Genomic DNA, 13035 nt, shown 5'->3' on the forward strand with positions numbered 1-13035 from the left:
TATTTAGACGGGCATTTATTTAGAAGTGCGCTTTTTATTTCTCGTACTTACTACAATCAGTTCTTATTTTTGATTAGGAAAATAACAGGCAGCGCAACGACATACATCAGCACACCGTACAAAGCAGCAGGCAGCGCAATAACGGGCAGTGTGCTCACACCCATGATGATAGGGGCTAAGGTAATAGCCGTCGTACTATTTTGGATACTGGTTTCTATCGAGATGGTTTTGGTATCAAACCAGCTAAGCTTTAGGACTCTAGAGATTAGGATGCTAATAGCAAATAAAATAGCAATGATAAAGATAAGTTCTAAACCAATTTGAGTGAACTGTGATTGTAGTAGTTGCCAGTTAGAGGCAATAGCAGCAAAGACAATTAGTACAAAAAATATACTAGCCAAGCCGTTTAGAAGACTGCTGCGACGTACTATAAAGTCAGTAAATTTGTGGCGAGCAAGCATACCAAGAGACACTGGCAATGTGGTCAATAAGAACATGACTAGGCCAATCTTTATCGCGCTAATAGAGTTCGCCTGATCTTTCATGAAATGATCAAAAGCCAACGTGATTAAGATAGGCAATGTAATGACCGATAGTATGCTGACCACACCAGTCAACGCGATAGAGAGAGCGACATTTCCTTTGGCATAGTAGGTCAACATGTTGCTAGTGACGCCGCCGGGGCAAAAGCTAATCAGCATAATCCCAAAAGCAATCGCTGGTGGCGGAGCCGTCACTAGCACGACTGCTAGCGCAACCAACGGTACCAATACAACTTGATTGATTAAGCCGACACAGAACGCTTTTGGATATTTGGCAATGACCTTAAAATCACTAAGTTTTAGCCCTGCTCCTAGAGTGAACATAATGTAGGCAAGGGCTAGTGGCAGTAATGCTAGCGCGGTATTATTCATCAAACATTCCTTGTAAAACTAAATGCCATATCAAGATGGCGTTTTGAAAGTAAATAGCAGCGGGGCAACCTTGGTCACTATACAGCTGCTCACATTCCATGTGTTTAGGTATTTAATCGTCTAGCTATTTAGGTGTCTTAACCACTAAGCTAGCTCATGCATATCAAATGATAATAGCGGTATTACGCTCGTATAGTAACCCACTTGTAGTTACTATTGAGGTTGGTCGAGGTTGTTGGAAGCTATCGGGAAATGATCGGGTAGTAACTAGGCAGTGATTGGGCTGTTTGTGGCTAATAAAACTTTGAGAATAATGACAAGCGCAGTAAAAAGCCCACAAGATTCTGTGGGCTAAATACGCTAACTTTCTAGTCTATTTATGCTGCACTAGTCGTCTAACAAATCCATTTGCTTAGCTGCTTCATAGATACCGTTTGAGCGGTTACCTGTGCGGCAAAAAATCAGCATTGGCTGCTCAGCTTGATTAAAGAAATCTGCAAACGTTTCAACGTGAGTTTGATTTAGCTCATTACCTGCAAAAGAAATCTCTTTATAAGCAAGACCAGCTTCTTTGGCGGCTGCTTCGATTTCGGCACTGGTTGGCTGATTTGGCTCTTCACCATCAGGACGGTTGTTAATAATGGTTTTGAAACCATTTTCGGCAATCATAGGCACTTGGTCAGGCGTGATTTGTCCGGTAAAGCTAACTTCATGGCTCATAAGAGCTCCTTGTTTTTATTGGTGTTGTTGGGTTTATAAAACGTGTTAGTTCGAGCTATGGTTGTTATAACAGACCCTGCATCAATGCGCTTTGGTATAGTAGCTTGGCACGTGCACCAGTGCCACAAAACATTAATATAGGCTTGGGCATGGAGTGATAGAAATCGGCAAACTGCTCGACCGTCAGCATACTTAAGCGCTCATCATCAAACGGCAGATGCTGATACGCTAGGTTTGCCTGTTCGGTAGCCGTTGCCAAATCGCAGCTATTAGGCTGTGTCTCAATCTCGGCATCTGGCCGAATATTAAGCACTGAACGATAACCAAGCTCAGCAATCTTAACGCATTGACTTGGATATATTTGCTTATAAATCGTTAAATCATCGGTCATAAAATAGATTCAGTTATATTTGTTAAGGTATATTTATTATTGAAGGTTAGGCTAAGAATATCAAAAGACTATAAATCAGCATTTTTTAGGCCGATTTCTAGGTTAATTGATTCCTTATTTAGTGCGTCTAGCATAACACAGGCGCTATCATAGCGATATTGTGTTGTAGGCGACAATAGTAATTGAGGTTGAGCGAAATTAATGTATCAGCAACTTTGTTGTGGTCAAAATATAGATTACTTTAACGCATCGACAGCATCTAAGGTGCTTAGATAGACTTGTCCTGATAGCTCGCTAATCAATGGGGTGTGACCGATGATGTCCATTACAGGACCTTTGATAAAGCTAAAATGTAAGCGCTTGTTCTGTAACGCCAACTCGTGGTTTAGGGTGCAAAGCATTTCTTGGGCGGTCAGATCTATATGATTGACGGCGGCCATAATCAAGATAATTTCATTGGCATCGGGATATTGCTGCATGGCATTGAGGATGCGTCGATGTACAGATTCACTATTACCAAAGAACAAACTCTCATCGATACGTAACATCAATAAGTTGTCAAAAGTTACGACGTCATGGCGATTGATATTACGAAAATGCCCTGTACCGCCCAATTGCCCAACGACAGCCACGTGTGGCTTACTTGACTGCCAGATGAGACTGGCAAATGACACCATGAGACCAATGACCAGCCCCGTGTTTAGACCAAATATAAGCACACCGACGAACGCGGCCAAAAAGCTAGCACCATCTAAGCGATCACGCTGCCATGCAGATTTCAACGTCGCAATATCTATCAGGCCAATGATAGAGGCCATGATAGTTGCGCCCAGTAGTGCATAGGGTAGTGGGGCAAGTACATTGCTAAAGGCTATAAGCGCGGCAATCATTACCAGTACGGTGACGAGACTGGCAAGTGGTGTCTTCGCGCCTGAATCGGCATTGATAGCCGTACGCGAAAATCCACCCGCAACCGCAAAACTTTGGAACAGTCCACCAGACAGATTGGCTAGCCCAAGTCCAGTCAGTTCACGATTGGCATCAAAGCTCTCACCACGCAAGCGAGCATAGGTACTGGCAACTGAACTGCTCGACACAAATACGATCAGTGCCATCAATCCTGCGGTTGGCAAGAGTTTCAGCGCCTCTTGTAGGTCTGAGATATGCGGTAACGTAAAGCTCGGCAGCCCTTGTGGAATACGACCGATGGTCGCGACACCATGTGTGCTCCAATGCAGTGCCATACTGAGTACGATAGCAATGCCAAGTAAAATAAGCGGGAATAAGCGCTCTGCCCATTTGGCATACGACGATGATAGCCACGTCTGCCATATCCACTCACTTGCATAGCGATTGGCAACCAATAGTGCAAATGCGGTAATACCGATAGCTAAGGTCAATGGATGCAGCTGGCTGGCATAGCGTTGCATGGTAGATAAATACCCAATCAAACTATTGCCAGTGACCGGAATGTCTGTCAGATATTTGAGCTGACTGACAAATATAAGGACCGCTGCACCGCTTACAAAGCCTGCGGACACGCCGCGACTAATAAACTGCATGATCCAGCCAAGTTTTAATCTGCCTGCTATCCACAGCAGTGCACCTACCATCAGTGCTAATAAGCTGGCCATCAGTGCATATTGTTCAGTACCTTGCTCAGCATAAGGCAGTAGGCCACTGGCGGTCATGATGGCGGTAATAGCAACCGGCCCTACAGCTTGTACATTGCTAGAGCCGAGCCACGCATAAACGAGGACAGGTACGATCGCTGCATACAGCCCATACACAGGCGGTAATCCTGCAAGTACGGCATAGCCTAAGCTCTGCGGTATGACCAATACGCCCACCACAAGCCCTGCGACAAGATCGGTCGGTAACGCTGTAAGCTGGTATTGGCGCAGCCAAGCTGGAATCAGACGAGCGACGATAGAGGACATATCAATCACCACAGTAGATAGTACAAATAATTAGGCGAGGGCGGCGTTATTCTGCTTTGGCACAAAAACGTTGATACAGTAGATCGAGTACAGCTAGGGCATCCTCGCTTGCGATACTATAGTAAATTTGCTTACCTTCGCGGCGTGTGGCGACCAGCTCGTCTTTACGCAATATACCCAATTGCTGCGATAAGCTCGGCTGCCCAACCCCGACCAAGTCTTCCAGCTCACCGACGCAATATTCACCTTGGGTCAATTGACAGAGAAGAAGTAGGCGATCGGGGTGCGATAACGACTTTAGTAGTTGGCTGGCTTGTAGCGATGCTTGCTGCATTTGCTTGGCAAGATCGGCAGGTACTAAATCTGCAGTATCAGATGACCCATCGTCAGTGGTACTGCGAGTAGGTGTACCTTCGGCTGAAATAGAAGTAGTCAGAACAAATTCCTTACATTAGATGGTAACAAATGCCATGATGTTTTGAACAATATATAGTTGATTATCAATGATATCACGCCACATAGCAAGTTATCATTAATTACATTATATAAATTGATAAATTGTATAGTGGTTGTTATATTGGTGGCATCAGATAAGTTGTAGGAACGCATTATATACGACTGAATATCATACTTAAGGGTTAATTAAAGATAAAAATTCCTATAACCAAAATATGTATAAATAACTTATGTATAAATAATTGAAGAGGCCGCCATGCAAGTTCATTCTTTTTTAGATAACGATACAGAAACCTATACCCACGTACTTGCTGATACTGAGCAAAAATTATGCGCCATTGTCGATCCTGTATTGAACTTCGATGCTAAGTCAGGCCGAACCAATACCAGCAGTGTCGATGAAGTGATTGAGTTTGTACGTGAGCAGGATTGGACGCTCAAGTATATTATCGAGACCCATGCGCATGCAGATCATTTATCAGCGGCCATCCATGTAAAAGAAAGCCTTGGCGGACAATTAGTCATCGGTCAGCATATCACCGAAGTACAAAAAATCTTTAAGCAAATTTTTAATTTTGACACTAGTTTCCGCACTGATGCCAGCCAGTTTGATATTTTAACAGATGAAGGCGAGACCTTAGAGCTTGGCAATATTACTATCACTGCGATGTATGTACCTGGTCATACACGTGCCGATATGGCCTATCTAGCCGCTGATAATGAGAAAACAGTGGTATTCGTTGGAGATACGTTGTTTGCGCCTGATGTCGGTACAGCGCGCTGTGATTTCCCTGGTGGCGATGCCAAAACGCTTTATCAGTCTATTCAGAAGCTGCTAGCACTTCCTGAAGATACCATCATGTATCTGTGTCATGATTATCCGAGCAAAGGTCGTCAGCACTGCCCAACGACGACAGTAGCCGCACAAAAACTAGAAAACATCCATGTCAAAGACAGTATAAACGAAGCAGAGTTTGTGCAGATGCGTGAGCGCCGTGATTCGACTCTAGATATGCCTCGCCTTATCATTCCCGCTGTACAAATCAATATCGATGCCGGACGCTTTCCAGAAACAGAAGATAATGGTACGCGTTATTTGAAAGTACCTATTAACGCTTTGTAGTCAAGCTGCTACAGAAAAGGCAAAACTATGATCAATCAACTATGAGTCAATAGTCATTAACTTGATAGGATTTGATCTCAAATATTATCGCTTTTATCATTTCAAGGAATTTATTATGAAAGTTAATGTAGGTCGTGCCGATAGAACATTACGTGTTGTGGCTGGTCTCATAATCATTGCCTTAGGTTTTTATTATCAAAGCCTATGGGGTATCGTTGGCTTAATTCCTCTGTTTACTGGTTTATTCCGCTCATGCGCGCTTTATTCGATACTCGGTATCAATACGTGCAAGCGTCAGTCGTAAGCGTATTTATTTACTGTATTTTTGTGCAATCAGTAATAGACTAAAGATAACGTTGAATATAGTGATGAGTGGTATATGAACCCTTACGAGCGCTATGTGTTGCCAAAGATGATAGATATTGCCTGTAGTACGGGCAATGTAATGAAAGCACGTTCTAAAATTGTTCCGCAAGCGCTCGGTAACGTGTTGGAGATTGGCATTGGCAGCGGTTTGAATTTGCAGTTTTATGATGCTAATGAAGTCTCTTCTATTATCGGTGTGGATCCAGCGGCTCAGATGCAGTCGCTGGCTCGTGAGCGTGCAGCTGACATTGGCATTCCGGTTGAAGTGATAGCCGTCGATTTACAAGGTATTCATGCTGATGCAGATCAATTTGATACGATTGTAATGACTTTTACTTTGTGCAGTATTGATGACCCAGTAGCCGCGCTCCGAGAAATGGCGCGCGTGCTAAAACCTAGCGGTCGCTTACTATTTTGTGAGCATGGACTGGCACCAGACTCTTCTGTTGAGCGTTGGCAGCATCGATTGACGCCTTTCTGGAAACCTATAGCAGGTGGCTGTCATTTAAATCGCGATATTCCGGCGCTTATTAGAGAAGGTGGTTTTGCTATTGATGAATTGAGCGAAGCGTATTTGCCCGGCCCAAGACCAATGAGCTATGTGTATAGCGGTGTGGCACAGCAATTGGCATAAAAGATGAGCATAATTAACTATGCTAAAATTATTCATGTAATCAATCAACGTAACTAGCTTTTATATAAAATGGTTCATGAACAGTATTTGAAATAACAAAATAATTAGAATAGGAATTAAATAATGAGTGAGCAAAGTTTTCATCTAGTATGCCCACATTGCCGAGCAACCAACCGTGTACCTGCTGCACGATTGAGCGCTGCGCCAAAATGCGGTAAATGTGGTCAGCCATTATTGACTGCCAGTCCGCATGAGCTAAATGCGCAAACAGCCAATAAGGTTATCCAAAAGAACGATGTGCTGACTATCGTGGATTTTTGGGCGAGCTGGTGTCAGCCTTGTATTATGATGGCGCCAGAGTTCAAGAGCGCTGCTAGTCAATTGCCACAGGTGGTCTTTGTTAAAGTTCAAACGGATAAATACGAGCAGGCAGCCGCGCCTTACAATATTCGCAGCTTACCAACGATGGTTGCTTTTAGAAATGGTAAGGAAGTCGCTCGACAATCAGGCGCGCTACCAAGTCATCAAATCATCCAGTGGGTGCAAAGCTTGCAGTCGTAATATGAGCCAGATAAGACTGCTTATCATCCAAGCCATTTATCCAAATACTTATGTTTTCTTATAAAAACCGTAGCAATAAAAAAGCCAATATGCGATCTGCATATTGGCTTTTTTGCTATGCCATGTACTATTTTACGGTGTCATACACTATCTTAGTCGTTCAGAGAGCCTTGCACTTGCTTAAGCTTATTCACCATAAATCTTGATACCATTGGCAAAGCTACAACGCTGAATGCGCGCCGACTGGACAATTGCATCACGCTCACCATAGAGACGCGATAATTTTGCATCGCGTGCTTTGGTATTGTTGCTCTTGCCTAGACCAAAGCTGATATTCGGCGAGATACCCCAGCGTCCGGCAGAGACACCAACACCGACGCCTGATGCCGATAGGGTAGATTGCTCATTGCGAGCCGCTTCGACATAGCGGTTGACGCGAGTGTACTCTTGGCCAAGTGCTTGGCAATTATAATTTTGATAAGTACTTGGCGGTACATATTGCGGGGTGATGTTACCAGTAGAGGCACAGCCTGAGAGCGCAAAAATGCCAGCTAGTAGTGTCGCTGTCGTAAACGTTTTCATAATGGCTCCAGTAGGCTAAGTGATTGTATTTATATCTATTTAAGATAGCAAAAATAGCGCAACTAAGATATTGAAAATCCATCGATGATGAAAAATTTTCGCATCATGTCATCAAAATATCGATAGCTTTCTAAAACGGTTATTTCTTAAAACAAAAAATCGCCTATTAAAATAAGTTTGCTGGCTTGGCAAAGGCAAGTATGACGATCCCGATATAGGCAACGGCAGCGATAAGAATACCTGTTTTTCTTTGCACAGGTGTCGCATCAACCTTAAACGCTTTGATACTTGAGCTAATAGCCGCGATAAGTAAGATAATTTTGGCAAACACCCACTGTACAGGAGCGTTGGCACCCATCAATTGCATTAGCATCATTGCACCTGACAGGATAAGCAGGGCATAGATAATATGCGTGGCTATTTTGACCACACGTGGTGCGCGGCGGTCTGCGCTGAGTACTAAGTAACTTTGATATAAAAATAGCACAACAGTCAGCGCTGCCATCAGCATATGTAGATGTTTCATTGAATATTGCTCCCTCTAAAACTGCAGTGTATAGGCTAATTTAAAATATGTAGTTGCGATGCAAACATAATCGGCTATTTGTTTTGACCGGCACATAATGGACTCGCAGGGCTTTGACCTTGCCATTCTGTCGGAGTATAGGCATGGATAGCGAGAGCATGTACTTGGCCGCCTTGTGAAGTGAGTAAAGGCGTGACTAAGCCGTATATCAGCTGATGACGCCCGACCAGTCTTTTGCCGTCAAATGCATCGCTAACGATAGTGAGCTTAAAGTGGCTTTCTTTACCTTCAAAGTAACCGGCATGAGACATTGACTCATTAATCAGTTCGATATGCTGCGGCGCAAGCGCCTGTAATTCGGCATGAAGTGCGTCGGCAGTAGGTGTAGTAGGTGTGGTACTCATAACAATCCTTCAGTGTGTTTTGCGCAATTTGATTGAGCAATCTGCAAATAATATTTATCGACATTATAACAGACACAATAAGTGGGATAGCGTGCGATTGCCAAATTGGACCAATTGCAAACCCTGCTGATTACAGTGCTTATCAATTGCAATGCTTATCAACTGCAATGCTTATCAACTGCAATACTTGTCAATTATAAAACCTGGTATGTCTGGCTATAACTAAAAAAGCAAAGCACAACGCTTTGGCTGTACTTTGCTTCTATGATATCTAAACACGTATTGCTAAAACGTAGGAGTAACTAATTCTCTACTTATTAGCGACGCGACTGTTGATATAGAGGCGTAACTTTTGGCATCAATGACTGTAACTCTGCGATACGGCTGCTGCTCGTTGGGTGAGTGCTGAGGAATTGTGGTGGCTCACCTTGGCTGGCTTTTTGCATTTTTTGCCACAGTGTAACAGCCGCCTGAGGGTTATAACCTGCACGTGCCATCAGCTCAAGACCGATCTGATCGGCTTCGCTTTCCTGAGTGCGACTGTGGGGTAGGCTCAAGCCTAAATTACCAGCAGTCCCTGCTAACTCAGCCTGTCCTTGTGATAGGCCAAATATACTGGCAGCCAGACCGATACCAGTTTGGGTTGCATACTCGCGTGATAGACGCTCACGTGAATGCTCACGTAATGCATGAGATATTTCATGACCCATGATGGCAGCAATCTCATCATCAGTGAGGTTCAGACGATCGATGATGCCTGAATAAAACATAATCTTACCACCCGGCACCACAAATGCATTTAGATCGTTAGACTTGATGGTGTGTACTTCCCATTGCCACTTGGCTGCATCTGCGCGGTAGACACCAACTTGACCGACTAGACGGTTCGCAATATTTTTCAAGCGGTTTAGCTGAGCGGTATTGGTATCTAGTACACCTTTTGATTTTGCGTCTTGTATTGTTTTGGCATAGCTTTGAGCAGATAGTGCCAATACTTGCTCACTAGACACTAATAGCAACTGCTGACGATCAACACCAATTGCGCCAGAATTGGTAGTGCTGGTACAACCAGTTAAAGTCAGTGCTGACAACGAAGCGGCCATCACTGTCGTGGTTAATAACTTTTTCATAAAAATATTCTCTCTATAAGATGGAAAAACATAAAGTCAAACAAGTTAAAGAATAGTGCAGCAGATATGGGAGCCGTGTTTATTGATCTTTTAGTAGTGCTCATTTATCCGTTTAAACAGTAAAAGTTTACCTTAACTGCCATTGGACATAAGTATAATAATGTTAACCACCTAAAACCAAGATAGGAAAAGTAACAATAAAGCGTATGATTGTAAGTGCGATATCTTTTTATTAGAGTGAAAATAGTGAGTTTTTCCTTTATCGATTGTCTTATGACCGTTATAAAGCTAAGGGAAGTAAAGCTCAGACTTAAATTTCTATAATTAATGTGAAATATTTTTCATTTAGCTAAAATTAATTCCTTTTTTTAAATCAATTGCTTATGTTGATTTATCCGATAAAAAGGGCATTTGGCTAAAAATATTAGAAATAAATTCTAAAAAAGGTGTTGACACCCACAGAATATTTGCTAAAATAGCCAGCCTATCGAGACGGAGTAGTTGTTAACAACGCTACGAATTGATACTAAGCGGGAATAGCTCAGTGGTAGAGCATAACCTTGCCAAGGTTGGGGTCGAGAGTTCGAATCTCTTTTCCCGCTCCAAATATGGCTTGAAAAAGCGCAAAAAGCCTCACTTCACAGTGAGGCTTTTTTTTATGTGTAAAATCTGTTCTAAGTCCGCTAATGGCGAAAACATAGAAAGCAAAAACTAAAGCTACCTATAAGTAGGACAGAGGTTATCAACATTCAGTATTGAAAAACAGATGCGCACCCCCGAATACCTGAGCAAACTAAACCTATAGCAACATTAAGGGTATCCAATGCCGCCAAAACCCCTTACATTAATCAGTGCCAAGCTCGCCTTTATCATATCCGCCATCGTCATCGGTATCATGGGTATCACCATGATCGGCTTTGGCTGGGTGCCTCATCTGTCTCTTATCTTGGCTATCTGTGTGCTACTGGCTATCGGTATGTATAAAGGGCTCAGCTTTGATGACATGCAAGCGCAAATGGCCTCAGGTGTCATGCGTGGTATTGGTGCCATCTATTTGTTCTTCTTTATTGGACTGATGGTGGCGGCTTTGATGATATCAGGTGCTATACCTACGCTTATGTATGTAGGCTTTCAGCTGATCTCACCTGAATATTACTATATCTCTGCCTTTATCTTAACCTCTATTATTGGTATTGCTCTAGGTAGTAGTTTGACGACTGCAGCGACTTTGGGCGTGGCGTTTATTGGTATGAGTAATGCGTTTGATGCCAATGTGGCGATAGCAGCAGGGGCAGTGGTGTCAGGGGCGTTCTTCGGTGATAAGATGTCGCCCTTGTCTGATACTTGTACGATTGCGTCTTCAGTAGTCGGTATCGATCTGTTTGAGCATATTCGCAATATGATGTATACGACCGTACCTGCATGGATAATGACGGTTATCTTGTTTTGGATGTTCTCAGGACAGACGACCAGTGCTGATCTGAGTCAAGTGACGATATTGCAAGGTCAGCTGATAGATAGTGGGTTGGTACATGGGTATTCGGTATTACCCTTTGTGATATTGGTTGGATTGGCGCTGTTTCGGGTCAATGCGATTTATACAATTATCTGTACCATAGCAGTGGCACTTATTATTACTTACGTACACAGCTCACCAAGCTTTGGACAATTGGGTGGGTATCTGTTTGCAGGGTATGCTCCTGCTGAGTCATTAGAGCTGGGTGAGGTAGGTGGTATGCTGTCGCGTGGCGGTGTACAGAGTATGTTCTTTACTCAGGCGATTGTGATACTGGCATTAAGCTTAGGTGGTCTATTAACGGCACTAGGGATTTTGCCTGCACTGCTATCTGGTATTAAAGATACATTGACGACATCAGGCCGAGCTATCTTTGCGGCAGCGATGTCGGCATTGAGCATTAACGTGTTAATCGGTGAGCAGTATTTGAGTATTCTATTATCAGGTACGGCATTTCGGTCAACGTTTGAGCGCTTACATCTGCATCCTAAGAATTTATCTCGGACGATTGAGGATGCAGGAACGGTGATTAATCCATTGGTGCCTTGGAGTGTGTGCGGGGTATTTATCAGTCAGGCGTTAGGGGTACCGGTATTAGATTATCTACCTTATGCGTTCTTCTGTTATTTGTCATTGCTATTGACGCTGCTATTCGGGTTTACGGGGCTGACGATTAGTCGGGTTAAAGAGGGGACGGCGACCCAAAATCAATAGCAATTGATATCGTTATGGATAATAAGAATATTGACTAATACTGATCCCAGTACGGATTGTCACCGAATTGCTCTGCAATAAAATCAATCAAGTAACGACAACGCTGCGACAAAAAACGATTCTTTGGATAAACAGCATAAGCAGTTAGGGTTGGCAATTGATAGTGTTGGAAAACAGGTACCAGCTCGCCAAGCGCCAGTTTTTTATAAGCAATAAAAGTCGGCACAAAGGTAATTCCATGTCCTTTGACTGCCAAATCTACTAAGAACTCACCATTGGTGGCTTTGATTTTGGCATCTATCGTACGATGATGACTTCTGCCTTCAGTATCCACCAAGTTTATACTATTGGTTTGACCGAGACTGTATTGCAAAAGTGCATGGTTGTCTAAATCGTCTAGCGTCTCAGGCATGCCCATTCTTGCCAAATAATCAGGACTGGCGCAAATCACACAACGAATCAATGCCAACTTTTTTGCTTGATAGCTAGAATCTTCTAGCTCTCCGATTCGAATGGCCAACTCATAGCCTTCTTCAATCAAATCGATACGTCGGTCAGAAAAATCCAGATCAAATCTCAGATTGGGATGTTTATTGGCGTATTTATCAATCACATCGTTCAGATGCATGAGTCCAAAGGACAACGGCGCTGTCATTTTTAGCGTACCTTCAATACGCATAGGAGCGTCAGTAGCATGCTCATTGACAGCGTCAACCGCACGCAAGATATTATTCACTTGCTGATAATATTGCTCACCAGCTTGCGTCAATTTAGATTGGCGGGTAGTACGGCTAATTAATTGACTGCCTAAACGCTCTTCCAATTCTTTAAGTCGGCGACTGACGGCTGATTTTGCAATATTTAACTGCTCAGCAGCCTTGGTAATACTACCTGCCTCAACAATGCGTACAAACATCGCCATGTCTTCTAATTGACCCATTATCGATGCCTCATGATTGTTCTTACACCAAGAACTTATATTTGTGATTATTGCTGCTTATCCCATGCTAGTCAACGCCTATAATCGCGCTATTCTCTACTTAGAGACATGATTAAAC

The 13035-nt window shown here is 43.2% G+C and carries 15 protein-coding genes and 1 tRNA gene; 6 read left to right on the top strand and 10 right to left on the bottom strand.

All coding sequences use genetic code 11. The features are described 5' to 3' along the window. Window positions 1–56: 56 nt before the first annotated feature. From HCZ91_RS01270 to HCZ91_RS01290, 5 genes are all read right to left on the bottom strand, one after another. Window positions 57–914, bottom strand: a complete 858-nt coding sequence (locus HCZ91_RS01270) for a bile acid:sodium symporter family protein (protein ID WP_179797534.1) — start codon at window positions 912–914, stop codon at window positions 57–59. A gap of 387 nt (window positions 915–1301) precedes the next feature. After that, on the bottom strand, window positions 1302–1634 hold the full coding sequence (locus tag HCZ91_RS01275) for a TIGR01244 family sulfur transferase (RefSeq protein WP_057761521.1): 333 nt from the start codon (window positions 1632–1634) through the stop codon (window positions 1302–1304). Between the two features lie 64 nt (window positions 1635–1698). Beyond that, on the bottom strand, window positions 1699–2025 hold the full coding sequence (locus HCZ91_RS01280; protein WP_057761519.1) for a sulfur transferase domain-containing protein: 327 nt from the start codon (window positions 2023–2025) through the stop codon (window positions 1699–1701). A 236-nt stretch (window positions 2026–2261) separates the two neighbouring features. Further along, window positions 2262–3965: a SulP family inorganic anion transporter gene (locus tag HCZ91_RS01285; RefSeq protein WP_179797536.1), complete on the bottom strand. Its 1704-nt coding sequence runs from the start codon at window positions 3963–3965 to the stop codon at window positions 2262–2264. 46 nt (window positions 3966–4011) lie between these two features. Continuing rightward, window positions 4012–4299: a metalloregulator ArsR/SmtB family transcription factor gene (locus HCZ91_RS01290; RefSeq protein ID WP_057761516.1), complete on the bottom strand. Its 288-nt coding sequence runs from the start codon at window positions 4297–4299 to the stop codon at window positions 4012–4014. 378 nt (window positions 4300–4677) lie between these two features. On the opposite strand from HCZ91_RS01290, the gene HCZ91_RS01295 reads away from it, so the two are divergent. The 4 genes from HCZ91_RS01295 (at window position 4678) to trxC (ending at window position 7105) form a co-directional block, all read left to right on the top strand. Then, the gene (locus HCZ91_RS01295) at window positions 4678–5544 is read left to right on the top strand and encodes an MBL fold metallo-hydrolase (protein WP_179797538.1); all 867 of its coding nucleotides are present in this window, start codon (window positions 4678–4680) and stop codon (window positions 5542–5544) included. Between the two features lie 115 nt (window positions 5545–5659). After that, window positions 5660–5848 carry a DUF2892 domain-containing protein gene (locus HCZ91_RS01300; protein ID WP_179797540.1) on the top strand — a complete coding sequence of 63 codons (189 nt, stop codon included), beginning with the start codon at window positions 5660–5662 and terminating at the stop codon, window positions 5846–5848. Window positions 5849–5923: 75 nt separating this feature from the next. Beyond that, window positions 5924–6544: a class I SAM-dependent methyltransferase gene (locus HCZ91_RS01305; RefSeq protein WP_179797542.1), complete on the top strand. Its 621-nt coding sequence runs from the start codon at window positions 5924–5926 to the stop codon at window positions 6542–6544. Window positions 6545–6667: 123 nt separating this feature from the next. After that, entirely contained in the window at window positions 6668–7105 is a 438-nt protein-coding gene (gene trxC, locus HCZ91_RS01310; protein WP_179797544.1) for a thioredoxin TrxC, read from the top strand. A 186-nt stretch (window positions 7106–7291) separates the two neighbouring features. Here the strand turns inward: trxC and HCZ91_RS01315 are convergent, their stop codons facing one another. From HCZ91_RS01315 to HCZ91_RS01330, 4 genes are all read right to left on the bottom strand, one after another. Next, window positions 7292–7687: a hypothetical protein gene (locus HCZ91_RS01315; protein WP_102091853.1), complete on the bottom strand. Its 396-nt coding sequence runs from the start codon at window positions 7685–7687 to the stop codon at window positions 7292–7294. A gap of 166 nt (window positions 7688–7853) precedes the next feature. After that, complete coding sequence (locus tag HCZ91_RS01320; RefSeq protein WP_101205742.1) at window positions 7854–8213, bottom strand: SirB2 family protein; 360 nt, start codon at window positions 8211–8213, stop codon at window positions 7854–7856. Between the two features lie 74 nt (window positions 8214–8287). Next, window positions 8288–8617 carry a BolA family protein gene (locus tag HCZ91_RS01325; RefSeq protein ID WP_179797546.1) on the bottom strand — a complete coding sequence of 110 codons (330 nt, stop codon included), beginning with the start codon at window positions 8615–8617 and terminating at the stop codon, window positions 8288–8290. 317 nt (window positions 8618–8934) lie between these two features. Next, on the bottom strand, window positions 8935–9747 hold the full coding sequence (locus HCZ91_RS01330) for a M48 family metallopeptidase (RefSeq protein ID WP_179797548.1): 813 nt from the start codon (window positions 9745–9747) through the stop codon (window positions 8935–8937). A 530-nt stretch (window positions 9748–10277) separates the two neighbouring features. Between HCZ91_RS01330 and HCZ91_RS01335 the strand changes: the two genes are divergently transcribed. Together HCZ91_RS01335 and HCZ91_RS01340 are read left to right on the top strand one after the other, a co-directional pair. Next, a tRNA-Gly gene (locus HCZ91_RS01335) sits at window positions 10278–10352 on the top strand. A 218-nt stretch (window positions 10353–10570) separates the two neighbouring features. Next, window positions 10571–11977, top strand: a complete 1407-nt coding sequence (locus HCZ91_RS01340; RefSeq protein ID WP_179797550.1) for a Na+/H+ antiporter NhaC family protein — start codon at window positions 10571–10573, stop codon at window positions 11975–11977. Window positions 11978–12011: 34 nt separating this feature from the next. Here HCZ91_RS01340 and HCZ91_RS01345 read toward each other — a convergent pair whose 3' ends face one another. Further along, window positions 12012–12917 carry a LysR family transcriptional regulator gene (locus HCZ91_RS01345; RefSeq protein ID WP_179797551.1) on the bottom strand — a complete coding sequence of 302 codons (906 nt, stop codon included), beginning with the start codon at window positions 12915–12917 and terminating at the stop codon, window positions 12012–12014. Between the last annotated feature and the right edge of the window lie 118 nt (window positions 12918–13035).

It is taken from the genome of Psychrobacter sp. BI730, assembly GCF_013414195.1.
Taxonomy (GTDB): Bacteria; Pseudomonadota; Gammaproteobacteria; order Pseudomonadales; family Moraxellaceae; genus Psychrobacter.

Coding starts and splice junctions, on each gene's coding strand:
- HCZ91_RS01285 (WP_179797536.1), bottom strand. CDS start 3,965: ATGTCCTCTATCGTCGCTCGTCTGATTCCAGCTTGGCTGCGCCAATAC.
- HCZ91_RS01290 (WP_057761516.1), bottom strand. CDS start 4,299: ATGCAGCAAGCATCGCTACAAGCCAGCCAACTACTAAAGTCGTTATCG.
- HCZ91_RS01325 (WP_179797546.1), bottom strand. CDS start 8,617: ATGAGTACCACACCTACTACACCTACTGCCGACGCACTTCATGCCGAA.
- HCZ91_RS01270 (WP_179797534.1), bottom strand. CDS start 914: ATGAATAATACCGCGCTAGCATTACTGCCACTAGCCCTTGCCTACATT.
- HCZ91_RS01330 (WP_179797548.1), bottom strand. CDS start 9,747: ATGAAAAAGTTATTAACCACGACAGTGATGGCCGCTTCGTTGTCAGCA.
- HCZ91_RS01295 (WP_179797538.1), top strand. CDS start 4,678: ATGCAAGTTCATTCTTTTTTAGATAACGATACAGAAACCTATACCCAC.
- trxC (WP_179797544.1), top strand. CDS start 6,668: ATGAGTGAGCAAAGTTTTCATCTAGTATGCCCACATTGCCGAGCAACC.
- HCZ91_RS01315 (WP_102091853.1), bottom strand. CDS start 7,687: ATGAAAACGTTTACGACAGCGACACTACTAGCTGGCATTTTTGCGCTC.
- HCZ91_RS01275 (WP_057761521.1), bottom strand. CDS start 1,634: ATGAGCCATGAAGTTAGCTTTACCGGACAAATCACGCCTGACCAAGTG.
- HCZ91_RS01345 (WP_179797551.1), bottom strand. CDS start 12,917: ATGGGTCAATTAGAAGACATGGCGATGTTTGTACGCATTGTTGAGGCA.
- HCZ91_RS01320 (WP_101205742.1), bottom strand. CDS start 8,213: ATGAAACATCTACATATGCTGATGGCAGCGCTGACTGTTGTGCTATTT.
- HCZ91_RS01280 (WP_057761519.1), bottom strand. CDS start 2,025: ATGACCGATGATTTAACGATTTATAAGCAAATATATCCAAGTCAATGC.
- HCZ91_RS01305 (WP_179797542.1), top strand. CDS start 5,924: ATGAACCCTTACGAGCGCTATGTGTTGCCAAAGATGATAGATATTGCC.
- HCZ91_RS01340 (WP_179797550.1), top strand. CDS start 10,571: ATGCCGCCAAAACCCCTTACATTAATCAGTGCCAAGCTCGCCTTTATC.
- HCZ91_RS01300 (WP_179797540.1), top strand. CDS start 5,660: ATGAAAGTTAATGTAGGTCGTGCCGATAGAACATTACGTGTTGTGGCT.